19 protein-coding genes are annotated in these 24,245 nt (G+C 65.7%); 16 read left to right on the forward strand and 3 right to left on the reverse strand.

Going from position 1 to position 24,245, the window contains the following annotated elements; translation table 11 throughout:
* Positions 1-7: 7 nt before the first annotated feature.
* Positions 8-1,228, reverse strand: coding sequence for an NADP-dependent isocitrate dehydrogenase (locus tag ASE50_RS10465; protein ID WP_056399698.1), 1,221 nt, complete (start codon positions 1,226-1,228; stop codon positions 8-10).
* Positions 1,229-1,349: 121 nt separating this feature from the next.
* Between ASE50_RS10465 and ASE50_RS10470 the strand changes: the two genes are divergently transcribed.
* The gene (locus ASE50_RS10470) at positions 1,350-2,081 is read left to right on the forward strand and encodes a phosphatidylserine decarboxylase (protein ID WP_056399701.1); all 732 of its coding nucleotides are present in this window, start codon (positions 1,350-1,352) and stop codon (positions 2,079-2,081) included.
* A gap of 2 nt (positions 2,082-2,083) precedes the next feature.
* Entirely contained in the window at positions 2,084-2,851 is a 768-nt protein-coding gene (locus ASE50_RS10475; RefSeq protein WP_056399704.1) for a CDP-alcohol phosphatidyltransferase family protein, read from the forward strand.
* On the opposite strand, the gene ASE50_RS10480 is transcribed toward ASE50_RS10475, so the two are convergent.
* Entirely contained in the window at positions 2,814-3,092 is a 279-nt protein-coding gene (locus ASE50_RS10480) for a hypothetical protein (protein ID WP_156347370.1), read from the reverse strand. The genes ASE50_RS10475 and ASE50_RS10480 overlap by 38 nt on opposite strands.
* A gap of 203 nt (positions 3,093-3,295) precedes the next feature.
* On the opposite strand from ASE50_RS10480, the gene rpsB reads away from it, so the two are divergent.
* The 12 genes from rpsB (at position 3,296) to rpmE (ending at position 14,626) form a co-directional block, all read left to right on the forward strand.
* Entirely contained in the window at positions 3,296-4,078 is a 783-nt protein-coding gene (rpsB, locus tag ASE50_RS10485) for a 30S ribosomal protein S2 (RefSeq protein WP_055994578.1), read from the forward strand.
* A 90-nt stretch (positions 4,079-4,168) separates the two neighbouring features.
* Entirely contained in the window at positions 4,169-5,098 is a 930-nt protein-coding gene (tsf, locus tag ASE50_RS10490) for a translation elongation factor Ts (protein WP_056399708.1), read from the forward strand.
* Between the two features lie 146 nt (positions 5,099-5,244).
* The gene (gene pyrH, locus ASE50_RS10495) at positions 5,245-5,967 is read left to right on the forward strand and encodes a UMP kinase (RefSeq protein WP_055994572.1); all 723 of its coding nucleotides are present in this window, start codon (positions 5,245-5,247) and stop codon (positions 5,965-5,967) included.
* Between the two features lie 18 nt (positions 5,968-5,985).
* Entirely contained in the window at positions 5,986-6,543 is a 558-nt protein-coding gene (gene frr / locus ASE50_RS10500) for a ribosome recycling factor (protein WP_056399711.1), read from the forward strand.
* 53 nt (positions 6,544-6,596) lie between these two features.
* Complete coding sequence (locus ASE50_RS10505) at positions 6,597-7,304, forward strand: isoprenyl transferase (RefSeq protein ID WP_056399715.1); 708 nt, start codon at positions 6,597-6,599, stop codon at positions 7,302-7,304.
* Positions 7,301-8,104, forward strand: coding sequence for a phosphatidate cytidylyltransferase (locus tag ASE50_RS10510; protein WP_056399718.1), 804 nt, complete (start codon positions 7,301-7,303; stop codon positions 8,102-8,104). Before ASE50_RS10505 ends, ASE50_RS10510 begins: the two co-directional genes overlap by 4 nt.
* The gene (locus ASE50_RS10515; protein ID WP_056399720.1) at positions 8,101-9,258 is read left to right on the forward strand and encodes a 1-deoxy-D-xylulose-5-phosphate reductoisomerase; all 1,158 of its coding nucleotides are present in this window, start codon (positions 8,101-8,103) and stop codon (positions 9,256-9,258) included. The genes ASE50_RS10510 and ASE50_RS10515 overlap by 4 nt, the downstream gene beginning before the upstream one ends.
* Complete coding sequence (locus tag ASE50_RS10520; RefSeq protein ID WP_056399739.1) at positions 9,255-10,388, forward strand: M50 family metallopeptidase; 1,134 nt, start codon at positions 9,255-9,257, stop codon at positions 10,386-10,388. The genes ASE50_RS10515 and ASE50_RS10520 overlap by 4 nt, the downstream gene beginning before the upstream one ends.
* A gap of 61 nt (positions 10,389-10,449) precedes the next feature.
* Positions 10,450-13,215, forward strand: coding sequence for an outer membrane protein assembly factor BamA (gene bamA / locus ASE50_RS10525; RefSeq protein WP_056399742.1), 2,766 nt, complete (start codon positions 10,450-10,452; stop codon positions 13,213-13,215).
* The gene (locus ASE50_RS10530) at positions 13,215-13,826 is read left to right on the forward strand and encodes an OmpH family outer membrane protein (RefSeq protein WP_056399725.1); all 612 of its coding nucleotides are present in this window, start codon (positions 13,215-13,217) and stop codon (positions 13,824-13,826) included. Before bamA ends, ASE50_RS10530 begins: the two co-directional genes overlap by 1 nt.
* 50 nt (positions 13,827-13,876) lie before the next feature.
* Positions 13,877-14,299, forward strand: coding sequence for a 3-hydroxyacyl-ACP dehydratase FabZ (fabZ, locus tag ASE50_RS10535; protein ID WP_056399745.1), 423 nt, complete (start codon positions 13,877-13,879; stop codon positions 14,297-14,299).
* Between the two features lie 96 nt (positions 14,300-14,395).
* The gene (rpmE, locus tag ASE50_RS10540; protein ID WP_055994557.1) at positions 14,396-14,626 is read left to right on the forward strand and encodes a 50S ribosomal protein L31; all 231 of its coding nucleotides are present in this window, start codon (positions 14,396-14,398) and stop codon (positions 14,624-14,626) included.
* Between the two features lie 346 nt (positions 14,627-14,972).
* Here the strand turns inward: rpmE and ASE50_RS10545 are convergent, their stop codons facing one another.
* Entirely contained in the window at positions 14,973-17,264 is a 2,292-nt protein-coding gene (locus tag ASE50_RS10545) for a beta-glucosidase (RefSeq protein ID WP_056399728.1), read from the reverse strand.
* Positions 17,265-17,623: 359 nt separating this feature from the next.
* Between ASE50_RS10545 and ASE50_RS10550 the strand changes: the two genes are divergently transcribed.
* Both ASE50_RS10550 and ASE50_RS10555 read left to right on the forward strand, forming a co-directional pair.
* On the forward strand, positions 17,624-20,995 hold the full coding sequence (locus tag ASE50_RS10550; RefSeq protein WP_156347371.1) for a glycosyltransferase: 3,372 nt from the start codon (positions 17,624-17,626) through the stop codon (positions 20,993-20,995).
* A gap of 49 nt (positions 20,996-21,044) precedes the next feature.
* Positions 21,045-24,149 (forward strand): PAS domain-containing protein, encoded by a 3,105-nt coding sequence (locus ASE50_RS10555; RefSeq protein WP_082438964.1) that lies wholly within the window; start codon positions 21,045-21,047, stop codon positions 24,147-24,149.
* Positions 24,150-24,245 lie beyond the last annotated feature (96 nt).

Below are 24,245 nucleotides of genomic sequence, written 5' to 3' on the forward strand. Positions count from 1 at the left end.
GCGTGGATCAGCCCTGCGAACCCATCGCCGATTCGAGGTTGACGCGAACCTGTTCGAAGAACTGTTCGGTGGTCATCCATGGCTGGTTCGGGCCGATCAGGATCGCGAGATCCTTGGTCATATGGCCCGCCTCGACGGTCTCGATGCAGACGCGCTCCAGCGTTTCGGCGAACTTGGTGACGTCGGGCGTATCGTCGAACTTGCCGCGATACTTCAGGCCGCCGGTCCACGCGAAGATCGACGCGATCGGGTTGGTCGAGGTCGCCTTGCCCTGCTGATGCTGACGATAGTGACGCGTGACGGTGCCATGCGCCGCTTCGGCCTCGATCGTCTTGCCGTCGGGCGACATCAGGACCGAGGTCATGAGACCCAGCGATCCGAATCCCTGCGCGACCTGATCCGACTGCACGTCGCCGTCATAGTTCTTGCAGGCCCAGACGAACTCGCCATGCCACTTGAGCGCCGAGGCGACCATGTCGTCGATCAGGCGATGCTGATATTCGATACCGGCGGTCTGGAACTTGTCCTTGAACTCGGTCGCGAACACTTCCTCGAAGATATCCTTGAAGCGGCCGTCATAGGCCTTCAGGATCGTGTTCTTGGTCGACAGATACACCGGCCAGCCGCGGCCGAGGCCATAGTTCATCGACGCGCGCGCGAAATCGCGGATCGATTCGTCGAGATTGTACATGCCCATGGCGACGCCGGCGGCGGGGAAGTCGAACACTTCCTCCTCGATCACCTGGCCGTCGGTGCCTTCCCATTTCATGGTCAGCTTGCCCGCGCCGGGGACCTTGAAATCGGTCGCCTTATACTGGTCGCCGAACGCATGACGGCCGACGACGATCGGCTTGGTCCAGCCGGGGATCAGGCGCGGGACATTCGAGATGACGATTGGTTCGCGAAAGACCACGCCGCCGAGGATGTTGCGGATCGTGCCGTTGGGCGAACGCCACATCTTCTTCAGGCCGAATTCCTCGACGCGCTGTTCGTCGGGAGTGATCGTGGCGCACTTCACGCCCACGCCGTACTTCTGGATCGCCTTGGCGCTGTCGACGGTGATCTTGTCGTCAGTCTCGTCGCGCTTTTCGATGCCAAGGTCGTAATAATCGAGGTCGATCTCGAGATAGGGCTGGATCAGCCGCTCGCGAATCCACACCCAGATGATGCGGGTCATTTCGTCGCCGTCGATCTCCACGACCGGGGTTTTGACCTTGATCTTCGCCATGCGCCTGCTCTCGATTTCTGTTGCGATTGCCGCGGCCTTACGGGGTCGGTTGGCAAGGATCAACCGCGTCGGGAATGCGCGGCGGTTGTCAGCACGGCCCGCCTTGGGTACACCACGCTTCATGGCATCGCTCGAAAAGCCCGCGGTCGGCACCACGACCGTCAAGTGGCGCTGGCCCTCGGTTCACCCCGAAGGGCGCAAATACGTCCTCATCGCCGCCGCAATCACCGCGTTCTTCGCGTTCATGGCGTGGGAAACGCTGGCGTGGCCGATGGCGCTGGTCACCCTCTGGGTCGCGGCGTTTTTCCGCGATCCGATCCGTACCACGCCGCAGGGCGACGGGCTAATCGTCGCGCCTGCCGACGGGCTGGTGACGATGATCGAGCGCGTCGACCTGCCGTCCGAATTGCGGGGGCCGAACGGTCTCGGCGATCAGCCGCTGGTGCGCGTGTCGATCTTCATGTCGGTCTTCGACGTCCATATCAACCGCACCCCGATTGCGGGGACGATCCGGCAGGTGGTCTATATCTCGGGCAAGTTCCTGAACGCCGATCTCGACAAGGCGAGCGACGAAAATGAACGTCAGCATGTCGTGGTCGAAAGCCTCGACGGCCAGCGTGTGGGCTTTACCCAGATCGCGGGACTGGTCGCGCGGCGGATCGTCGGTTTCGTGAAATCGGGCGATTTCGTTGCCGCCGGGCAGCGGGTCGGACTGATCCGCTTCGGCAGCCGTGTCGACGTGTTCCTGCCCGAGGGTATCGCGCCACAGGTCGTGCTCGGCCAGCGCAGCGTTGCCGGAGAGACCGTTCTCGGCCGACCGGGCCTGCCTGCGCCCTCCGGGATTGCACAGTAGCGATGCGACGCCCCCTGCCAGTCCGCGGCATTCCGCTGCGCGCCCTCGCTCCGAACGCGGTCACCGCGCTCGCTTTATGTTCCGGCCTGACCGGCATCCGGTTCGCCATCGGTGGCGAATGGGAACGCGCCGTGCTGATGGTGCTGCTGGCCGGCGTGCTCGACGGCATCGACGGTCGCGTCGCGCGCATGTTGCGCGGCGAGAGCCGGTTCGGTGCGGAACTGGATTCGCTGTCGGATGCGATCTCGTTCGGCGTTTCGCCGGCGCTGATCATGTATCTTTGGGCACTGCTCAACGAACCGCGCGTCGGCTGGATCGTCTCGCTGATCTATGCGGTGTTCACGGCGCTGCGACTTGCCCGGTTCAACGCGCGGATTGACGTAGCCGAACAGCCGCATAAATCGGCCGGTTTCCTGACCGGTATCCCGGCACCGGCCGGCGCGGGCCTCGCCATGTTGCCGCTCTATGCCTGGATCTGGAGCGGTGAGGAAATCTTCCGCTCGCCATGGATCGTGGCACCATGGGTGGCGTTCGTCGCGTTCCTGATGGTGTCAAGCCTCGCGACGTTCAGCTGGTCGTCGCTCAAGCTTCGCCGCCACATCCGTTTCGAGGCGATCGTCGGACTCGTCGTGGTGGCCGCCGCACTGGTATCCGCGCCGTGGCAGACGCTGACGGTGGTATGCGTCGCCTATCTGGCGACGCTACCGTTCAGCATCCGCAGCTATGGCCGGATCAGGCAACAGCGCGAAGCGGCTGCGGCGCGACCGTAACAACGCGCGGCCGGATGACACCACGCCGTGACGTGAGGCGAACCGGTGGCAACGGATCGATCGACCATTCCGGACCCCGGCGTAGCAGGCGCAGGATGCGATCGCTCGCCGTCAATATGGTGGCGACGATCGTTCCCATGGCGATCAGGAACGCGGCGGCGAACAAGGCGTAAGCAAACAGGGCCATCTCAAAACTCCCCGGAACAGGTGCGATTCCGAAAAATCGCAACTTGTCGAACATCTCGGCCAGACCACAGTTCCATGGTCCGTTTCTGAACCTGTAATGTTCTCATATCGTTCCAACGTCAAGACTTGATCGTTGGTACGTCCTGCGCTAAGGGCCCCGGTCTCCACCCCACATGGGAAGCGCACATACCGGTGCCCGAGCCTTTGGCTCTCTAAGGGTTCCTGCTTCCCAGAGGATCAACCGGAAGGAATTATCCTATGGCGGCACCCGTCGTCACCATGCAAGCGCTGCTCGAATCGGGCGCGCACTTCGGCCACCAGACCCATCGCTGGAACCCGAAGATGAAGCCGTACATTTTTGGCGATCGTAACGGCGTCCACATCCTCGACCTGTCGCAGACCGTGCCGCTGTTCGCGCGCGCGCTCGAATTTGTGTCGTCGACCGTCGCGTCGGGCGGCAAGGTCCTGTTCGTCGGCACCAAGCGCCAGGCGCAGGAGCCGATCGCCGAAGCCGCTCGCAAGTCGGGCCAGCATTTCGTCAACCATCGCTGGCTGGGCGGCATGCTCACCAACTGGAAGACGATCAGCAACTCGATCAAGCGTCTCAAGGCACTCGAAGAGCAGCTGTCGGGCGACACGCACGGCCTGACCAAGAAGGAAGTGCTGAACCTGACCCGTGAGAAGGACAAGCTGGAGCTGTCGCTCGGCGGTATTCGCGATCTGGGCGGCATTCCCGACATCATGTTCGTGATCGACGCGAACAAGGAAGAGCTGGCGATCAAGGAAGCCAATACGCTGGGTATCCCGGTCGTCGCGATCCTCGATTCGAACGTGTCGCCGGACGGCATCGCCTTCCCGGTTCCCGCCAACGACGACGCCAGCCGCGCGATCCGTCTGTACTGCGAAGCGATCGCGATCGCCGCGACCCGTGGCGGTCAGCAGGCGATGGCGCATTCGGGCCGCGATCTCGGCGCGATGGACGAACCGCCGGCGGAAGAGGCGCTGAGCGTCGAGCAGTCGGAAGCTCCGGTCGAAGCGTAAGCTGTCACGGAACTGACGTGCGGGCGGGGCAGGGCGAAACACGCGCTGCCTCGCCCGCAAGCATATCGAACACCAAACAGGAGCCAGATCATGGCAGAAGTTACCGCCGCCGCCGTCAAGGAACTGCGTGAGCGCTCGGGCGCCGGCATGATGGATTGCAAGAAGGCGCTGACCGAAAACAACGGTGACATGGAAGCCGCCGTCGATTGGCTGCGGACCAAGGGCCTCGCCGCCGTCGCCAAGAAGTCGAGCCGCACCGCTGCCGAAGGTCTGGTCGGCGTTGCCGTGGCCGGGACCAAGGGCGTCGCCATCGAGGTGAACAGCCAGACCGACTTCGTCGCGAAGAACGACCAGTTCCAGGGCTTCGTTCGTGACGTGGTCGCGATCGCATTGGAAAAGGGTGACGATGTCGACGCGCTGAAGGGCCAGACGATGCCGAACGGCGGCACCGTTGAGGACGCGCTGGTCGCCAACATCTCGACCATCGGCGAGAATCAGGTGCTGCGTCGCGCGAAGGCCGTCGAAGTCGCCAAGGGCGCGGTGATCCCGTACGTCCACAACTCGGCCGCACCGGGCCTCGGCAAGATCGGCGTGCTTGTCGCGCTCGAATCGGATGCGGGTTTCGACGTGCTGGAGCCGCTCGGCAAGCAGATCGCGATGCACATCGCTGCCGCGTTCCCGCTGGCGCTCGACGAGAGCGGTCTGGACCAGGACATTCTGGAGCGTGAGCGCCAGATCGCGACCGAAAAGGCCGCCGATTCGGGCAAGCCGGCCGACATCATCGCCAAGATGGTCGAAGGTTCGGTGAAGAAGTTCGCCAAGGAAAACGCGCTGCTCAGCCAGCCGATCGTGATGGACGGCAAGACGCCGGTCGCCGACGTCGTCGCCAAGGCGGCGAAGGATGCCGGCACCGCGATCGTGTTGAAGGACTATGTCCGCTTCCAGCTCGGCGAAGGCATCGAGAAGGAAGAGAGCGACTTCGCCGCCGAAGTCGCCGCGACGGCCGGCCTCGCCCGCTAAATTCGCGCTTCCGTTTCACGGGCTTGCGGGCCGCGAGGATAGACCATCCTCGCGGCCCGTTTCGGTTCGGCATAACGTCGCTTGGCTTTGGGAACGCTCAAGGCTAGGGTCCGCCGCGCTCCCGATCGGCTATTTTCGCAGGTGTCATGTCCCGTCCCCGTTTCAACCGTATCCTCCTGAAACTCTCGGGCGAGGTCCTGATGGGATCGGGGCAGTTCGGCATCGATCCGGCGATGTGCGACCGGGTCGCGCGCGAGATCAAGGCGGCGCGGGGCGAGGGGCATGAGGTGTGCGTCGTCGTCGGCGGCGGCAACATCTTCCGCGGCGTGGCAGGTGCGGCGCAGGGCTTCGAACGGGCCAGTGCCGACTATATGGGCATGTTGGCGACCGTGATGAACGCACTGGCGATGCAGAACGCGCTCGAACAGATCGGCGTCGAGACCCGCGTCCAGTCGGCGATCCCGATGGCATCGGTATGCGAGCCCTATATCCGCCGTCGTGCGGTCCGCCATATGGAGAAGGGCCGCGTCGTGATCTTCGCCGCCGGCACCGGCAGCCCGTTCTTCACCACCGACACCACCGCCGCGCTGCGCGCCGCCGAAATGGGCTGCGAAGCGCTGTTCAAGGGCACCAGCGTCGACGGCGTCTATGATGCCGACCCGAAGAAGGTGCCGACCGCGACCCGGTACGACACGCTCGGCTTCGGGCGGGTGCTGGCCGACGACCTGAAGGTCATGGACGCCTCGGCCGTGGCGTTGTGCCGCGACAACAATATCCCGATCGTCGTCTTCAACATCCGTGACGAGGGCAACCTTGCCGCCGTACTGGCGGGTGACGGGGTTTCGACGATCGTTCAGAACAACGCTTGATTCAAAAGGAAGTCGGTTATGGCCGCATATAACAAGGCCGATCTGGAACGTCGCATGGCCGGCGCGGTCGAGGCGCTGAAGGGCGATCTAAGCGGACTGCGCACCGGACGCGCGGCGGTATCGCTGCTCGATCCGGTCACCGTCGAGGTGTATGGCGCGCACATGCCGCTGAACCAGGTCGCGACCGTCTCGGCACCCGAACCGCGGATGTTGTCGGTACAGGTGTGGGACAAGACGAATGTCGGCCCGGCCGACAAGGCGATCCGTTCGGCCGGTCTCGGCCTCAACCCGATCGTCGACGGTCAGACGCTGCGCCTGCCGATCCCCGACCTGACCGAGGAGCGCCGCAAGGAACTCGCCAAGCTGGCCGGCAAATACGCCGAATCGGCGCGTATCGCGGTCCGCAACGTCCGGCGCGACGGCATGGAAAGCCTGAAGACCGACGAAAAGAAGGGCGTCTATTCGGAAGACGAGCGCAAGCGCCACGAAACCGAAGTCCAGAAGCTGACCGACGCGACCATCGCCGAGCTCGACGCGACGGCAAGCGCGAAGGAAAAGGAAATCCTCGGCAAGTGACGTCGTTCGCCGCTCGCACCTCGGTTCCGGCGGACGATCGTGCGGCACCGGGGATGCCCCATACCGCTTCGATCCCCCGCCATGTCGCAATCATCATGGACGGCAATGGACGCTGGGCAAAGGCCCGGCGTCTGCCGCGGATCGCGGGACATCGGCAGGGTGTCGAGGCGGTGCGGAACATCGCGCGGGCGGCACGCGAACAGGGCGTCGAGGCGCTGACCCTCTACGCCTTTTCGTCGGAGAACTGGCGCCGTCCCGAACAGGAGATCGGCGACCTGATGGGGTTGCTGCGCCATTTCCTGAAAAGCGAGATCGACGAACTGCACCGCGAGGGCGTACGGCTGAGAATTCTCGGCAATTATCAGGCGTTGCAGCCCGATCTTGTCAAACTGATCGAGGGGGCGGTTGTCCGCACCGCGACCAATACCGGTCCGATCCTGGCGATTGCCCTGAACTATGGCGCGCAGGCCGAACTGGTCATGGCGGCCCGTCGCCTCGCCGAGCGGGTCGCTGCGGGCATGCCGGTGTCGGCGATCGACGAAGCAGCGATCGATCGCGAACTCGATACACACGACCTGCCGCCACTCGACCTCATGATCCGCACCTCGGGCGAACAGCGGCTGTCGAATTTCCTGCTGTGGCAGGCGGCCTATGCCGAGTTGCTGTTCGTCGACACGCTGTGGCCGGATTTCGACGGTGCGGCACTGGCGGAGGCGATCGCCGCCTATGGCCGGCGTCAGCGCCGGTTCGGGGGCCTGTGACACCCGACCCCGTTACCGATCCCGTAGCGCGCCGCAAGTCCGACCTCGCCACGCGCACATTTGCCAGCGTCGGCATGATCGCCGTCGCAGCGACCGCCTTGTGGATCGGCGGGTTCGCCTTCTGGCTGCTGGTGGCGATCGGTACGTTGTTCATGATGGCCGAATGGGCCGACCTGCATAAGGTTTCGCGCGAGCATAAGCGGCTGGCGCAACTGGCGCTGACCGTACCGTTGGCGATCCTGTCACCGCTGGCGGCGGGGGCGGGGTTCCTTGCGTTTGGCCTCATCATCGGTGCGGCGTTCTTCATCGTCATCACGACCCGCCTGCCGAAACTGGCCCGTGGCATTCTCTATTGTGGCTTTCCGGCGCTGGCGGTCGTGTTTTTGCGCGACCGGCCGGATGGGTTGCTGCTTGCATTCTGGGCGATGGCGCTGGTCTGGGCCTGCGACATCGGTGCGTATTTTGCCGGCCGGACGATCGGCGGACCGAAGCTGGCGCCGACGATCAGTCCGAACAAGACATGGGCCGGGCTGATCGGCGGCGTCTTGTCGGCATCGGTACTGGGCGGCGTGCTGCAATATGCCGGGCTGCCGCTGCATCTGGTGCTGGCGACGCCGTTGCTGGCGGTGCTGGCGCAGGTGGGCGACCTCTATGAGAGCCAGTTGAAGCGTATGGCTGGCGTCAAGGATTCGGGCAACGTGCTGCCCGGCCATGGCGGGGTGATGGACCGGCTCGACGGGCTGGTACCGGTCGCGCCGGCCGCGGCACTGATGCTGTTGGCAGGACTGTATTTGGCATGAAGCGCGTCAGTATATTGGGAGCGACCGGATCGGTCGGCACGTCGACGCTCGACCTGATCGAGCGCACACCGGGTGATTTCGAGGTCGAGGCGCTGACCGCGAACCGCGATGTCGGCAAGCTGGCGACAGCGGCGCGTCGGGTGGGTGCGAAGCTGGCGGTGGTCGGCGACGAGGCATGTCTGCCGGCACTGCGCGATGCGCTTGGCGATAGCGGAATCGAGGCGGCGGGCGGTCAGCAGGCGGTGATCGATGCCGCGGCGCGTGCCGTCGACTGGACGATGGCGGCGATCGTCGGCACCGCTGGCCTCAAGCCGGTGATGGCGGCGCTCGCCCGTGGCGGCGCGGTGGCGCTCGCCAACAAGGAAGCACTGGTTTCGGCAGGCGACGTGATGATGGCGGCGGCTCGCCGGGCCGGCACTACGTTGTTGCCGGTCGACAGCGAACATAATGCCGTGTTCCAGTGCCTCGACGATTGTCCCCCCGAACGCATCCGCCGCATCATCCTGACCGCGAGCGGCGGGCCTTTCCGCGAACGCTCGCTCGCCGAGATGCAGGGCATCACCCCCGAACAGGCGGTGGCGCATCCCAACTGGTCGATGGGTGCCAAGATTTCGGTCGATTCGGCGACGATGATGAACAAGGGGCTCGAACTGATCGAGGCCTATCACCTGTTCCCGGTCACGCCCGAGCAGCTCGACGTGCTGGTCCATCGGCAGTCGGTCATCCATTCGATGGTCGAATATGTCGACGGGTCGACCCTGGCGCAGCTTGGATCGCCCGACATGCGGGTACCGATCGCGCATGCGCTGGCATGGCCCGATCGCATGGAAACGCCGTGCGAACGTCTCGACCTCGCGCGGATCGGCCGGCTCGACTTCGAAGCGCCCGATATGGTGCGGTTTCCGGCGCTGGCACTGGCGCGTGCCGCATTGTCGGCCGGTGGCGGGCGGCCCGCGATCCTGAACGCCGCCAACGAGGTTGCGGTGGCGGCGTTTCTCGACCGCAGGATCGGTTTCCTCGAAATTGCCGCAATCGTCGGCGATGTCTTGCAACGCTTCGACCCGGCAGGGCCGCAGACGCTCGACGCCGTGTTGGCGATCGATGCCGAAGCGCGTGCATTGGCGCGGGAGCGTGTGAAGGATTGCGCGGCTTGATCGAATCCCCCGGGTTGCTGATTACCGTCGTCGCGTTCCTGCTGGTGTTGGGGCCGCTCGTTTTCCTGCACGAACTGGGGCATTATGCCGCGGGGCGCTGGTTCGGCGTGAAGGTCGATGCCTTCGCCGTCGGGTTCGGCAACGAAATCGCCGGCTTTACCGACCGTCACGGCACGCGCTGGAAATTCGGATGGCTACCCCTGGGGGGCTATGTTCGCTTTGCCGGCGATATGAACCCTGCATCCCAAGCCGATGCCGAATGGCTGCAACTGCCCGCCGCCGAACGGGCGCGGACGTTTCAGGCCAAGCCGGTCTGGCAACGGGCGATCATCGTCGCGGCGGGACCGGCGGTGAACCTGTTGCTGGCGGTCGCGATCCTTGGCGGGTTCGCGGCGGCCTATGGCGTCGACCGGACCCCGGCAACGATCGGCCGCGTGGTCGCCGGCAGCGCGGCCGAGCACGCCGGGCTGCAGGCGGGTGACCAGATCACGGCAATGGGCGGCCGTCCGATCGATACCTTCGCCGAGCTTTCCTTCTACACCGTCATGCGTCCCGATGAGCGTGTGCGCGTCGATTATCTGCGCGACGATGCCCCGCGGACGACCGATGCCACGATCGGCGCGGTGCGGCAGCGCGATCGCTTCGGCAACGAGGCGCGGATCGGCCGGTTCGGGATCGAGCGCGGGGTGCCGGTCTTCGCGGCGCTGCCGCTCTGGCAGGCACCGGGCGAGGGCGTCCGCATGGTCGGCACGATCCTGCGCGGTACGGTCGACGGGCTGGGACAGATCATCACCGGCCGGCGATCGGTCGAGGAAATGGGCGGGCCGTTGCGCATCGCCAAGGCGTCGGGCGAGCAGTTCTCGCTCGGCTGGCCGGCGCTGGTGACGTTCGTCGCGTTCGTTTCGATTAATCTTGGATTCATCAACTTGTTGCCAGTTCCGATGCTGGATGGCGGCCATCTGATGTTCTACGCGATCGAGGCGGTGAAGCGGGGGCCGGTCCGTCCGCGGACGATGGAATGGGCGTTTCGTGGTGGATTGGCCCTGTTGCTGGCGTTGATGATATTCGTCACGGTGAACGATCTGGGGACGTTCGGCGTGTGGCGGGGGCTGGCCGGCTTGATCGGCTGACGTGGTTAGGGCAGTGCGCGCACGTCCTGTAGTAAAAGTTCCTCCGATTGGGGTGGGTTTGGTGACGCTAAGCAAGTTTTCGATTCACGGCGTGCGCGGTGCCGCGCTGCTCGCGGGCACGATGCTCTCGAGCACGGCCTTCGCGCAGGCGCAGCGTACGCCCGCCGCTGCCGCGCCGGCACAGCGCGCGCCCGCCGCTGCCGCTCCGGCGGTACCCGCCGCACCGATCCGCACCATCCGCTCGCTCCGCGTCGAGGGATCGCAGCGCATCGAACCCGATACGGTGCTGTCCTATACCAAGTTGCGTATCGGCATCCCCTACACCCCCGAAACCCTCGATCAGGCGATCAAGGACCTGTACGCGTCCGATCTGCTCGCCGACGTGGCGATCGAAGGTGCCGAGACCGGCGACATCATCGTCCGGGTCCGCGAGAATCCGATCATCAACCGCGTGGTGCTGGAGGGCAACAAGCGGTTGAAGGACGACAAGATCACCAAGGAGATCAAGCTCGCCCCGCGGCAGATCTTCACCCGCACCGCCGTTCGCGCCGACGTCGCGCGCATCATCGAACTGTATCGCCGCCAGGGCCGCTTCGCCGCGCGGGTCGAACCGAAGATGGTCATGCTCGACCAGAACCGCGTCGACGTCATTTTCGAGGTGTCGGAAGGCGCGAAGTCGAAGGTCCGCCAGATCAACATCCTCGGCAACGAGGTGTTCAGCGACAGCCAGTTGCGCGGCGAGATGTACACCAAGGAGTCGCGGCCGTGGCGTATCTTCAGCTCGGCGACGAGCTATGACGAAGATCGCATGGCCGCCGATCAGCAGAAGCTGCGGCAATTCTACCTGACCGAAGGCTATGCCGATTTCCGTGTCATCTCGGCTGTCGCCGAACTGACGCCGGACAAGGAAGACTTCATCATCACCTATGTGGTGGAGGAAGGCGCGCGCTATAAGTTCGACGACGTCAAGGTCGAGAGCGCGATCCGCGACTTCGACAATGCCGCGCTGACCAAGACGCTGCCGATGAAGAAGGGCGATTGGTACAACGCGAAGCTGGTCGAGGATACGATCGACCAGCTGAGCGAATATGCCGGCCTGTTCGGCTATGCCTTTACCGATGTTCGCCCGGATTATGTGCCGGATCGCGAAAAACATACGATGGCGATCACCTTCGTCCTGAACGAAGCGAACCGCACCTATGTCGAGAAGATCAACATCACCGGCAACACCCAGACGCAGGACCGCGTCATCCGCCGCGAATTCCGCGTGGCGGAGGGAGATGCGTTCAACGCCTTCCTGATCAAGCGGTCGCAGGATCGCATCAACTCGCTCGGCTATTTCCAGGACAAGTTCGAGATCGACCGCACCGAGGGCTCCTCGCCGGATCGCATCGTGCTGGGCGCGAACGTCGAGGAAAAGTCGACCGGCGAACTGACGCTGTCGGCAGGCTTCTCCAGCCTCGAACGTTTCATCATCCAGGCATCGATCCGGCAGCGTAATTTTCGTGGCAAGGGGCAGGATCTTCAAGCGTCGGTAAATTATTCGACCTATCAGAAGTCGGTCGAGCTGGGCTTCACCGAACCCTATCTGTTCGACAAGAATATCGCGCTGGGCGGGACGCTGTTCCGCCGCGATCTGAACTCGTTCAATTTCCTCGGGACCGGCCGCAACTCGCTCTATTCGCAGGTTTCGACCGGCGGGCAGATCGTGGCCAGCGTCCCGCTGACGGAATTCTGGACGCTGTCGGGCCGGTATCAGCTGAGCCAGGACAATGTCGGGCTGGACCAGGGGACGTATTTCACCAACGGCGTCTGCGACCCGCTGAAGGCCGGGCGCTATCTGTGCGATTCGATCGGCAACCGGCTGACCAGCATGGTCGGCGGGAACCTGATCTTCGACAATCTCAACAACCGTCTGCGGCCGTCGCGTGGCCAGCGTCTCGTCACCGGCCTCGATTTCGCGGGTCTGGGCGGCGACGTCCGGTTCGCGCGTATTCGCGGCGATTTCGACAAATACTGGAATGTCGGCGGCTTCATCCTGTCCGCCGGGGTCGAGGGCGGCTATATCCACTCGCTGCAAAAGCGCGCCGGCGAGGGGATCGATCCGGTCCGCATCGTCGACCGCTTCTACCTTGGCGAACCGCAGTTCCGCGGCTTCGATATCCGCGGCGTCGGCCCGCGCATCCAGCGCCAGCAATATACCGGTTCGGTCGCCGGCGGCGATCAGACGCTGGTGACCGCACGCGATCAGACGCTGAACGATCCGCTGGGCGGCAAGGCCTATTATCTCGGCAAAATCGAGCTCGAACCGCCGCTGGGTTCGGGTATCGCCGAACTGGGTCTGCGGCCGTCGGTCTTCATCCAGGCAGGTGCGCTGTTCGGGGTTACCCGGCCACGGCCGACGCTGGCATTCGAACAGGCGCGCAGTGCCGATGGCACGCTGCAATTCAACAAGGACGGATCGCCCTCGCTGTTGCCGTTCAGCTCGCCGATCAAGACGTCGGACGGGTTGCAGGTCTATAACAACCAGTTCACCGACGGGTCCGGCCAACCGGCGATCCGGCAGACGACCTGTTCGGTCGGCTATGCGACGACGGTCGGCGGCACCTGTCTGGGCGGCGAGCCGAACACGGTCGCGATCAACACCACGCAGCCGTTCCTCGAACAGTTCCTTGGCGATTCGGCCAAGCCGCGTCTGTCGATCGGTATCGGCGTGAACTGGAACTCGCCGTTCGGCCCGTTGCGGATCGATCTGGCCAAGGCGCTGCTGAGCCAGCCGGGCGACGACAAGAAACTCATCACTTTCAACGTAGGAACTCAATTCTAATGCGTAGCCTCACCAAGGCGGCGATCGCCGCATTCGTTTTTGCCGCTCCGACCGCCCCGGCGTTCGCGCAGGCGCTGCCCGACGCCAAGATCGCGGTCGTCGATTCCGAGCGAATCTTCCGCGATTGCACCGCGTGCAAGGCGGCGACGACGCAGCTCCAGTCGCAGCGTCAGCAGCTCCAGTCGCTCGCCACCTCGCTGGGCCAGCCGCTCCAGACCGAAGCGCAGTCGCTCCAGACGGCGGTGACCGCTGCCAAGGGCACTCCCGACGCCGCGCTCCAGACCCGCATCCGCACGTTCGAGCAGCGTCAGCAGCAGGCGCAGCAGCAGATCAGCCAGCAGGAACAGCAGGTTCAGCGCAACATCGCCTATGTCCGTGAACAGATCGGCACCCGCCTCGGCCCGATCATCACCCAGATCGCGCAGCAGCGCGGTGCGACGCTGGCCGTCGACAAGGGCAACAGCTTCTACAACGCGCCGGCGACCGAAATCACCGACGCCGTGCTGACCACGCTCAATTCGCAGCTGCCCAGCGTCAGCGTGACCGCGCCGGCACAGGCCGCTCCGACCGCCCCCGCCGCTGGCACGCGTCCGGCCCCGGCAGGCCGCTGATCGTGGAAGGGGAGGCGACCTCGATCGGACCGTTCGACATCACCCGGGTGATGGCGGCGATCCCGCATCGCTATCCCATGCTGCTGGTCGACCGTGTCGTGGAACTGATCCCCGACCGGTCGATCACCGCGATCAAGGCGGTGACGATCAACGAAGGCTTTTTCCAGGGGCATTTCCCCGGCCGTCCGATCATGCCGGGCGTCCTGATCGTCGAGGCGCTGGCGCAGGCCGCCGGTATCCTCGCGGTCGAAAGCCTCGGTCTCGTCGGTTCGGGCAAGCTGGTGTATTTCATGTCGATCGATGGCGTGAAATTCCGCAAGCCGGTCGAGCCGGGCGTCCTGCTGACGCTGGAGGCCGAATTCCTGCAAAAGCGTTCGCGGGTCTGCAAATTCGCGGGGAAGGCGCGCATCGACGGCGAACTCGCCGCCGAATGCGAATTCACCGCGATGATCGCCGACCCGCCCAAGGCGTAAGCCGGCGCGGATCATTGCTATTGCGGGCGCGTCCGTGTACGGGCGCGCCTTCCTGTTTCCAGGCTGGTCGGAACCAGCCGCTCGTGGAGAAGACCGATGAAGAAAGAAACGCACCCCGACTATCACACCATCAAGGTCCAGATGACCGATGGCACCGTGTTCGAAACCCGTTCGACCTGGGGCAAGGAAGGCGATCTGATGACGCTGGACATCGATCCGCTGGCGCACCCGGCATGGACCGGCGGCCGTGGCCAGATGCTGGATTCGGGTGGTCAGGTCGCACGCTTCAACAAGCGTTTCGGCGGTCTCACGCTCGGCAAGAAGTAAGCCGGCGGCGCGGGCGACGCCCGCGCGCAGCACTGCATGGAAAGGCCGCGGTGGCGTCTGCTACCGCGGCCTTTTTGTCGTCCGGGGATCGGAAGCACTCCCCGCCTCTAATCACAGGAATGGCAATCAGGCGGATATCCCGGAGAACGATGCCACCCGTGACGCATTGGCGGTACCGCGCCATTCGTCATTCCCGCGAAGGCGGGAATCCATATCCGCTGAGGTCGCTGCAAGAGCCTCGACATCGGCGATTATGGACTTCCGCCTTCGCGGGAGTGACGATCCTGCCTCGAGCGCCCGATAGGCGGTGTATCGGGCTCGAGGCGTTCCCGACGTTCGGACGTAGTTACCGCCCGCGATTGTCGAGCGTAGCGCCTGCCACTTGCACACTCGTACGCGCGACGATGTCGGTCGCGCTGTTGGCCAGCAGCAGCTGATACGTGCCGCCCGCGATCTTCCAGCCGCGCGTCTGGCTGTCGAACGTCGCCAGCAGTCGCGGATCGACCGTCACGTCCATCGTCCGCGTTTCGCCGGGGGCCAGATCGACCTTGGCAAAGCCGCCCAGCCGCTTCGGCGCTTCCCAGCCGGCACCCGCGACATAGAGTTGCGCCAGTCCCTTGCCACGCACCTTGCCGGTGTTGGTGATGGTGAAGCGCGCCTGCACGCCCTTGCCGGACGGTTGGGCGGTCAGCCCGCCCAGCGTAAAGCCGGTGTAGGACAGGCCATAGCCGAACGGGAACAGCGGCCTGGCTCCGGTCTTGTCGAACCATTTATAACCGACCGCAGCCCCTTCGATATTATAGTTGCCCATCGGGTGCGAATCGCGGTCGAGCTTCGGATCGCCCTCGATCACCGGACGCGGCAGTTGCGCGAGCGATGCGGGGAAGGTCGCGGGCAAGTGGCCCGACGGGTTGACCTCTCCGGTCAGCACCCGGGCGATCGCATCGCCCCCCGACGTTCCCGGATACCATGCCTCCAGCACGGCCCCGACCTTGCCCAGCCACGGCATCAGCACCGGGCCGCCGGTTTCGAGCACGACCACGGTCTTGCGGTTGGCGCGGGCGACCGCGTCGATCAGTGCGTCCTGATTGTCGGGCAGGTTCAGGTTCGGGGCGTCGATCGATTCCCCGGTCCATTGCTCGCCGAACACGATGACGATGTCGGCCTTGCGCGCGGCGGCGGCAGCGGCCTTCACGTCCTTGCCGTCGAGATAGGTAATCTGCGCCCGGCTGCGCGCCTGCAGCGCCTTCATCGGCGACGACGGGTGGTAGAGCTTCGGCCCCGGAAAGCCGCCCGGATATTCGTCGGCGACGGCAAGGCCGTTGACCGGGCCGCCATGCGGATAGACCTGGCTCGATCCGCCGCCCGACAGCACGCCCACATCGGCATGGGCACCGATCAGCAGGATCGATTTCGCGGTGGCGGCAAGCGGCAACAACCCGGCACTGTTCTTGAGCAGGACGATGCCTTCCTCGGCATCGGTGCGGGTGATGGCGGCATGGGCGGCATAATCGATCGTCGTCGCGCGGTCGCCGGCGACCAGCGTTTCGAACAGGCCGTTTTTGAACATCGCCCACAGGATGCGGCGCGCCATGTCGGTCGCCCGCGCTTCGGGAACATAGCCGTTGTTCACCGCCTCCCGCAGCGCATCGGCGAAATAGGCGGAGCGATCGAACGCCCAGCCCGATTGCTGGTCCAGCCCGGCATTGGCCGCCTGCGTCGTCGAATGGGTCGCGCCCCAGTCCGACATGACATAGCCCTTGTAGCCCCAGTCCTTCTTCAGCGTGCGGTTGAGCAGCCAGTCATTCTCACACGCATAGAAGCCGTTGACGCGGTTGTACGCGCACATCACCGATCCGGGGTCGCCGGTCTCGACCGCGAATTCGAAGGCGAGCAGGTCCGACTGGCGTGCCGCTGCCTCGTCAATGCGGTGATCGATGTTGAAGCGGTTGGTTTCCTGCCCGTTGAACGCATAATGCTTCATCGTCGACACGACGTGCTGCGACTGGATGCCCTTGATCTCATGGCCGGTGATGATGCCGGCGAGCAACGGGTCTTCGCCGCCATATTCGAAGTTCCGGCCGCCGCGCGGTTCGCGCATCAGGTTCATGCCGCCGGCCAGTTGCACGTTGAAGCCCGACAGAAACGCTTCGCGCCCGATCATCGCGCCGCCGGCTTGCGCGACCTCGGGGTTCCACGTCGCGGCGGTGGCGATACCCGAGGGAAGCGAGGTGCGCAGCCGCGGTGTCGGCGAACGCTGCGTCGCGACGCCGAGGCCGGCATCGGTCTGCCACTGGCCGGGAATGCCGAGGCGCGGAATGCCCGGAACATAACCTGCCGAATCAGGCAGCCCGTCCTTGGGCGGTTCGTAATTCTTGATCGGCGTGCGCTGCCAATCGGCCTTGGTCGAGAAATAGCCGAAGGTCAGCTGCAATTTCTCGTCGAGCGTCATCTCCTTCAGCACCAGTTCGGTGCGGGCATCGGCATCGAGCGCACGGTCCATCCACGGCCGCGCCTGCGGGCCGTCGGTGGGGCGGGTGGCGGCTTGCGGGGCGTTGTTGGTGGTTTGCGCCAGAACCGGCGTGGCGGTGAGCAGCGTGCTGCCGAGCAGGGCGGCAAGGCGAAGGGATGCGGACATCGATGGGGTCTTTCGCGAAGGGGAAGAACGTTCGGGCGAACGGGATGTATCGAACGGGATCAGAAGCTGGTCGGCCAAGCCGCAGGGGGGCGGGCCATGATGGCGTGGCGCGATCCGGCGCATGCTGTTCCTCCCCCCCGTTCGGTTGCCGCACCGGTCCGGCAACGATGCCGGACAAGCGGGTGCGCGCCCTGTCCGCGTCGCGTTCCCTGGCAGCGTGATAGCGTTGTCAGAACAGGAAAATCAATCCGTCGGACGCAGGCGGTCCGGTGATCGCGGCGACCCCGGAACAGGCGGGTAGTTAACCGCATGTTCGGTTTCACGGTTTAAGCGCGCCGTACCAGGTTTCAGGGGGCGGCGTGACACATCCCATCTTTTACGATGCCAGCGGGCGGCGCGCCCGGCGGGTGCGATGGGGGGCGACGATCCTGGTCGTCACGATGCTGGCGATCGTCGCGCTGGTTGTTTCGGCACTGACGCGGACGCCGCAGCGGGGCGCACTGGCGCTCCCCGGGGATGCCGTGCGTCCGCAGGCGATTGCCGCTGCGCCCGTCGCAACGGGCACCGGTCCCTGGCTGCCGGCAGGGCAGACCGCCGCCGCCGCTCGCCGCCTGCCGGTACTCGGATTCTATATGCCATGGGACGCGGCATCGCGGCAGTCGCTGGCGCGTCATGTGGACGAGGTCGACTGGCTGGCACCGGGCATCGCGTCGGTTGCCGGGCGCGACCATCGCTTCGCCTATGAATCGGACGACTATCTGCACGCCGTACTGGCGAAGGCGAAACGTCCGCCCGCGCTGATCCCGATGGTCCAGAATGCGCGTGAGGACGGCAGCTGGGACGGTATCGGCACCGCGGCGCTGCTGACCGATGCAACGGCGCGGAACCGCTTCGCCGGACAGATCGAAGCGATGGTGGCGGCGGAGCGGGGAATGGGCGTGATGCTCGACCTCGAAAGCCTGCCCGCAAGCGCGCACGCCAATTATCGCCGGTTCCTGTCCGAACTCCGCACGCGCTTTGCCCGCCGGCACTGGCAGGTGATGATCGCGACCCCGGTCGCGGACGCGGAATGGGACCTTGCCCGCTATGCGAAGGTCGTCGATCGGCTGGTGCTGATGGCCTATGACGAGCATTGGATGGGCGGGGCGGCGGGGCCGATCGCGTCGCAACCCTGGTTCGCGCGGGTCGTGGCCGATGCGCTGCGCACCGCCGGTCCCGGCACGATCGTCGCGCTGGGCAATTACGGCTATGACTGGAACGGTCGCACGACCCAGCCGCTGCGCGTGGCAGATGCGTGGAACCTTGCCCGACAGGCGGGCGCCGTGCCGATATATGATCGGGCCAGCGGCAACTGGCACTTCGCCTATCGCGAACGGGGGCGTGACCATCAGGTCTGGTTGCTCGATGCCGTCACCGCCGCCAATCAGCTGCGCGCGGCGTCGGTCGCCGGCGCACATGCGGTGGCGCTGTGGCGCATGGGCAGCGAGGACCCGCATTTCTGGACCGTCGCCCGTACCGGTTCCGCCACCGGGACCGGAACCCTGCCCCAGCCAGCGGGCGTGACGCTGCTGGGGCAGGGCGAGGTGTTGCGGCTGGACGCCGGCGCGACCGCCGGACACCGCACGCTGCGGTCCGACGCCAGCGGCATGGTCCGCGCGGCGCGGGTCGATCGCCTGCCCGGACCCGATATCGTCCAGCGCACCGGCGCGCAGCGGCGCATGGTCGCGCTGACCTTCGACGATGGTCCCGACCCGCTCTGGACACCCAAAATCCTCGACGTGCTGAAGCGCGAAGGCGCGCCCGCCACCTTCTTCGTTACCGGTGCCAATGCGCTGGGGCAGGGGCCGATCCTGCGACGGATCGTCGCGGAAGGCAGCGAACTCGGCAACCATAGCACCTCGCATGCCAATCTGTCGCACCGCTCTCCGCAAGCCATCCGGCTGGAACTGACCGCGACCGAACGGCTGGTCGAGGCCTATACCGGGCGGGCGATGCGGTTGTTCCGGCCACCGTTCCTCGGCGACGCCGATCCCGATCGTGGCGACGAACTGCATGCGACGCGGGTCGGGGCCGAACTCGGCTATCTGACGGTCGGTCTGAACGTCGATCCGCACGACTGGCAAACGCCGTCGCCGCGACAGATCGTAGAGCGGACGATCGCCCAGGTTCAGGCCGGCACCGCCGATCGCCCGACCCAAATCGTTCTGCTCCACGATTCGGGCGGCGATCGCAGCCGGACGCTGGCGGCGCTGCCGGGGATCATTCGCGGGTTGCGTGCACGTGGCTATGAACTGGTCGGCGTGTCGCGGCTCGCCGGGCTGTCGCGCGATCAGGTGATGCCGGTGTTGCGGGGCGCGCAAGCGAGCGAAGCGGCGAGTGCGCGCGGCCTGTTCGGCGGCGTCAGCCTGACCCGCGACCTGTTGATGACGGCGTTCCTGCTGGTGATCGCCATCGGCATCGCCCGGTCGGTCGCCCTGGCCGGGCTGGCGATGTTCGCCGCGCGCCGGGGTGGTCCGCCGCCGGCCGCACCGCATCTGGTTCCGACGTCGGTGTCGGTGTTGATCCCGGCGTTCAACGAAGCACGGGTGATCGAGGCATCGGTGCGCCGCATCCTCGGCAGCGTCGGCGTCCGGATCGACGTCATCGTGATCGACGACGGCTCGACCGACGGTACGTCCGACATCGTCCGGACCGCGTTTGGCATCGATCCGCGCGTCCGGCTGCTGACACTGGAAAATGGCGGCAAGGCACGTGCGCTCAACACCGCGCTACAGATCGCCAAGGGCGATGTCGTCGTCGCGCTCGACGCCGACACCCAGTTCGAGGCGGATACCATTGCGAAGCTGTTGCGCTGGTTCGCCGATCCGGCGATCGGCGCGGTCGCGGGCAATGCGAAGGTCGGCAATCGCGTCAACCTGATTACCCGGTGGCAGGCGCTGGAATATATCACCGCACAGAACCTCGAACGGCGCGCGTTGCATGCGCTGGGCGCGGTGACGGTCGTGCCGGGCGCGGTCGGGGCGTGGCGGCGCGCGGCGCTCGATTCGGTCGGCGGATATCCCGACGATACGCTGGCCGAGGATCAGGACCTGACCATCGCGATCCAGCGCGCCGGCTGGCACGTCGCCTGCGACATGGAGGCGATCGCATGGACCGAAGCGCCGGAGACCGCGCGGGGACTGTTCCGTCAGCGCTATCGCTGGGCCTATGGCACGCTGCAATGCCTGTGGAAGCACCGCGCGATCATCGGCCGGGGTCGTCCGCGCGGGCTGGCATTGCTGGGGCTGCCGCAGGCACTGGTTTTCCAGGTGCTGTTCACGCTGGCCGCGCCGCTGATCGACGTGGCGCTGGTCGGGAGCATCGTCACCACCGCGTGGCGGATCGCCGATCGCGGGTGGGAAGCGGCGGGCGGCGATGTCGGCTGGGTCGCGCTCTACTGGGCGGCGTTCACTGCGATCGATCTCGCCTGCGGCTGGGTCGCCTACCAGCTGGAGGGCAGGGGCGAACGTCTGCCGCCGCTGCGGATGCTGGCGCAGCGGTTCGGCTATCGCCAGTTGCTGTACGCGGTGGTCCTGCGCGCGCTGGCGGCGGCGATGAGCGGACCGCGCGTCGGCTGGGGCAAGCTGGAACGCAGCGGCAGCGTGACCGCGCCGGACGTCGCGACGGTCGTGACGCCGATCGGCGACCGCGCCGCTCCGTCTGCCGCGCCGGAGGTGGCCGCCGCCGCATGAAGCCGTCGCACGCGTTGACACACAATATGAGTTGCATGAGATGTTCGCGATGACCGGACGACGTACCAGCACCGTATCGCTGTCCCCCGAACTGGAAGCGTTCGTCGCCGATGCGGTGGCAGGCGGGGGCTATGCCAATGCCGACGACGTCGTCCGTGCCGGCTTGCACGCGTTGCGCTCCGCCGGTGCGGAATGCGGCATGGTGGCAAAGGACTGGCCGGCGGCCGGCGGCGAATGCGGCGCGCTGATCCGGGCGCGCGACTGGGCCGGCACGCCGCTCGGTCCGCCCGCCCAATGGCCGTCGCAGATGCGGGCGACGATTGCGAACATCGTCAATTCGCCGGTGGCCAAGATGCTGGTCTGGGGCCCGGACCATATCCTGTTCTACAACGACGCCTATCGCGCGATCGTCGGCGAACGCCATCCGGAGGTGTTCGGCACCCCGGTCAGAAACGCGTTTCCCGAACTGTGGGACCATTATCGAACCGTGCTGCCAGCGGCGTTGCGCGGCGAGAGCCAGTCGTTCCGCGACCGGCCGACCGTCTTTTCGCGCACGAACAGGTCGGAAACGTTGACCCTCGACCTGTATTACACGCCGGTCGTCGATGGAGAGGGCGTCGCCGGTGGCGTCCTGTGCACCGTCATCGACAACAGCGCGCGCAAGATGATCGAGGCGCGGCTGGCGGCGAGCGAGGCCGAACTGCGCCGCATCGCCGATGCCGTGCCGATGCTCGTTTCGTATATCGATCGCGATCACCGCTACCGCTTCGTCAACGCCAATTATGAAAGCTGGTTCGGCGGCGCACCGGACGCGATGGTCGGCCGGCATATCCGTGAGGTGATCGGCGAGGAACTGTATCGCGACCGGCAGGGTGATATCGATGCGGCGCTGACCGGCGAATGGATCGTCGGCGAAACCGCGCTTCAGCACCGGACGCTCGGCCGCCGTGCGTTCGAGATACGCTATGTCCCGCATCAGGACGATAGCGGGCAGACGGTCGGCGTTTATATTCTGGGCATCGACATCACCGAACGCGCCCGCGACGCCGCCGCGATCAAGGCGAGCAACAGCCGGTTCCGCACCGCGATGCAGGCGGTGCACGGGGTATTGTGGACCAACAGCGCCGATGGCCGGATGGTCGGCGAACAGCCCGGCTGGGCGGCGTTGACCGGGCAGGCGTTCGACGAATATCAGGATTTCGGCTGGGCATCGGCGGTCCATCCCGATGATGCCGCCGCGACGATCGACGCGTGGAATATCGCGGTCGCGGCGCGCAGCATGTTCGTGCACGAACACCGCGTCCGGCGGCACGACGGCGAATGGCGTATCTTCGCCATCCGCGCCCTGCCGATCCTCGACGATGCCGGCGACATCACCGAATGGGTCGGCGTCCATACCGACATCTCGCACCAGCGCGCCGCCGAAGCGGCATTGCGCGAACAGGCCGACAGCCTTGCCCGGCAGGTCCGGCATCGCGAACGGGCCGAGGATCAGCTGCGCAGCCTCAACGAAACGCTCGAAACCCGCGTGATCGCGGAGATCGCCGAGCGGCGGCAGGCCGAGGCGCAACTCGCGCAATCGCAGAAGATGGAGACCGTCGGCAAGCTGACCGGCGGCATCGCACACGACTTCAACAATCTGTTGCAAGTCATTGGCGGAAATCTGCAATTGCTCACGCGTGACGTCGTCGGAAATGCCAAGGCGGAACGCCGGGTCGACAATGCGATGGCGGGCGTTTCGCGCGGCGCACGGCTCGCCAGCCAGTTGCTGGCATTCGGTCGTCGTCAGGCACTGGAGCCGAAGGTCGTCAACGTCACCCGCTTCGTACAGGGCATGGACGACATGCTGCGCCGGGCGATCGGCGAGGCGATCCAGATCGAAACGGTCTTCGCCGGCGGCTTGTGGAATACCTTCATCGATCCGGGGCAGATCGAGAATGCGCTGCTCAACCTCGCCATCAACGCGCGCGACGCGATGGAGGGGCGGGGCAAGCTGACCATCGAGCTGTCGAACGCTCATCTCGACGACGCCTATGCCCGCACGAACGAGGAGGTCGTTCCGGGGCAATATGTCATGCTGGCGGTGACCGACACCGGCAGCGGCATGTCCCCCGACATCGTCGCGCGGGTGTTCGAACCGTTCTTTTCGACCAAGCCCGAAGGCAAGGGGTCGGGGCTGGGCCTGTCGATGGTCTATGGCTTCGTCAAACAGTCGGGCGGCCACGTCAAAATCTATTCGGAAGTCGGGCACGGTACCTCGATCAAGCTCTATCTGCCGCGGGCCATGGAGTCCGAGGATGTCGAGGTGCAGGTCGACACCGGTCCGGTGCGCGGCGGGACCGAGACGGTGCTGATCGTCGAGGATGACGAGGAAGTCCGAACCACCGTGGTCGAGATGCTCGGCGACCTCGGCTATCGCGTGCTGAAAGCGTCCGACGCTGCCAGCGGCCTTGCGGTGATCGAAAGCGGGATGCCGATCGACCTGCTCTTCACCGACGTCGTCATGCCGGGCGCGCTGAAGAGCCCCGAAATGGCGCGCAAGGCCCGCGAGCGGCTGCCCGGCCTCGCCGTATTGTTCACCAGCGGCTATACCGAGAACTCGATCGTCCATGGCGGGCGGCTGGACAAGGGCGTGCAGCTATTGTCCAAACCCTATACGCGCGAGGCGCTGGCGCGGAAGATCCGCCATGTCCTGTCGAACCAGCAGCAGCGCAACCTCGCGACGCTGCAACCGCAGATCGCCGACAGCCGGCCGGTCGCGATCACCACGCCGCCGACCATCCGACGCACGATCCTGCTGGTGGAGGATGACGGGCTCATCCGCATGAGCAGCGCCGAGATGTTGCAGGAAGCGGGTTTCGTCGTCGTGGAGGCGGCCAGCGCCGAGGAAGCGGTCACCGCGTTGCAGACCGCACCGGTCGACATACTGGTCACCGACGTCAACCTGCCCGGCGCGTCGGGCCGCGAACTGGCCCAGCGCGCCCGCACGCTGCGCCCCGAAGCGTTGGTGGTCTTCGCAACCGGCGATCCCGGCGCGGTCGCCGGGGAAGCGGATGCGATCGTTCTTGCCAAACCCTATACCAGCGGCGCGTTGCTGGCGGCGCTGCGCAGGAGCGAGACGGCACGGGTGACGACCGGCGAACCGGGTGCCTAGAGCGTGATGACGTGGATCTGAATCGCTGCGGATTCCCATTGGGCTGGCGATCTGATTCAATGTGGTGGCTGGCGAGGGAGGCCAGCCAGCATGGCA

The sequence above is a fragment of the Sphingomonas sp. Leaf5 genome, from assembly GCF_001421155.1.
GTDB lineage: Bacteria > Pseudomonadota > Alphaproteobacteria > Sphingomonadales > Sphingomonadaceae > Sphingomonas.

Coding starts and splice junctions, on each gene's coding strand:
- ASE50_RS10465 (WP_056399698.1), bottom strand. CDS start 1,228: ATGGCGAAGATCAAGGTCAAAACCCCGGTCGTGGAGATCGACGGCGAC.
- ASE50_RS10470 (WP_056399701.1), top strand. CDS start 1,350: ATGGCATCGCTCGAAAAGCCCGCGGTCGGCACCACGACCGTCAAGTGG.
- ASE50_RS10475 (WP_056399704.1), top strand. CDS start 2,084: ATGCGACGCCCCCTGCCAGTCCGCGGCATTCCGCTGCGCGCCCTCGCT.
- ASE50_RS10480 (WP_156347370.1), bottom strand. CDS start 3,092: ATGTTCGACAAGTTGCGATTTTTCGGAATCGCACCTGTTCCGGGGAGT.
- rpsB (WP_055994578.1), top strand. CDS start 3,296: ATGGCGGCACCCGTCGTCACCATGCAAGCGCTGCTCGAATCGGGCGCG.
- tsf (WP_056399708.1), top strand. CDS start 4,169: ATGGCAGAAGTTACCGCCGCCGCCGTCAAGGAACTGCGTGAGCGCTCG.
- pyrH (WP_055994572.1), top strand. CDS start 5,245: ATGTCCCGTCCCCGTTTCAACCGTATCCTCCTGAAACTCTCGGGCGAG.
- frr (WP_056399711.1), top strand. CDS start 5,986: ATGGCCGCATATAACAAGGCCGATCTGGAACGTCGCATGGCCGGCGCG.
- ASE50_RS10505 (WP_056399715.1), top strand. CDS start 6,597: ATGCCCCATACCGCTTCGATCCCCCGCCATGTCGCAATCATCATGGAC.
- ASE50_RS10515 (WP_056399720.1), top strand. CDS start 8,101: ATGAAGCGCGTCAGTATATTGGGAGCGACCGGATCGGTCGGCACGTCG.
- ASE50_RS10530 (WP_056399725.1), top strand. CDS start 13,215: ATGCGTAGCCTCACCAAGGCGGCGATCGCCGCATTCGTTTTTGCCGCT.
- fabZ (WP_056399745.1), top strand. CDS start 13,877: ATGGCGGCGATCCCGCATCGCTATCCCATGCTGCTGGTCGACCGTGTC.
- rpmE (WP_055994557.1), top strand. CDS start 14,396: ATGAAGAAAGAAACGCACCCCGACTATCACACCATCAAGGTCCAGATG.
- ASE50_RS10545 (WP_056399728.1), bottom strand. CDS start 17,264: ATGTCCGCATCCCTTCGCCTTGCCGCCCTGCTCGGCAGCACGCTGCTC.
- ASE50_RS10555 (WP_082438964.1), top strand. CDS start 21,045: ATGACCGGACGACGTACCAGCACCGTATCGCTGTCCCCCGAACTGGAA.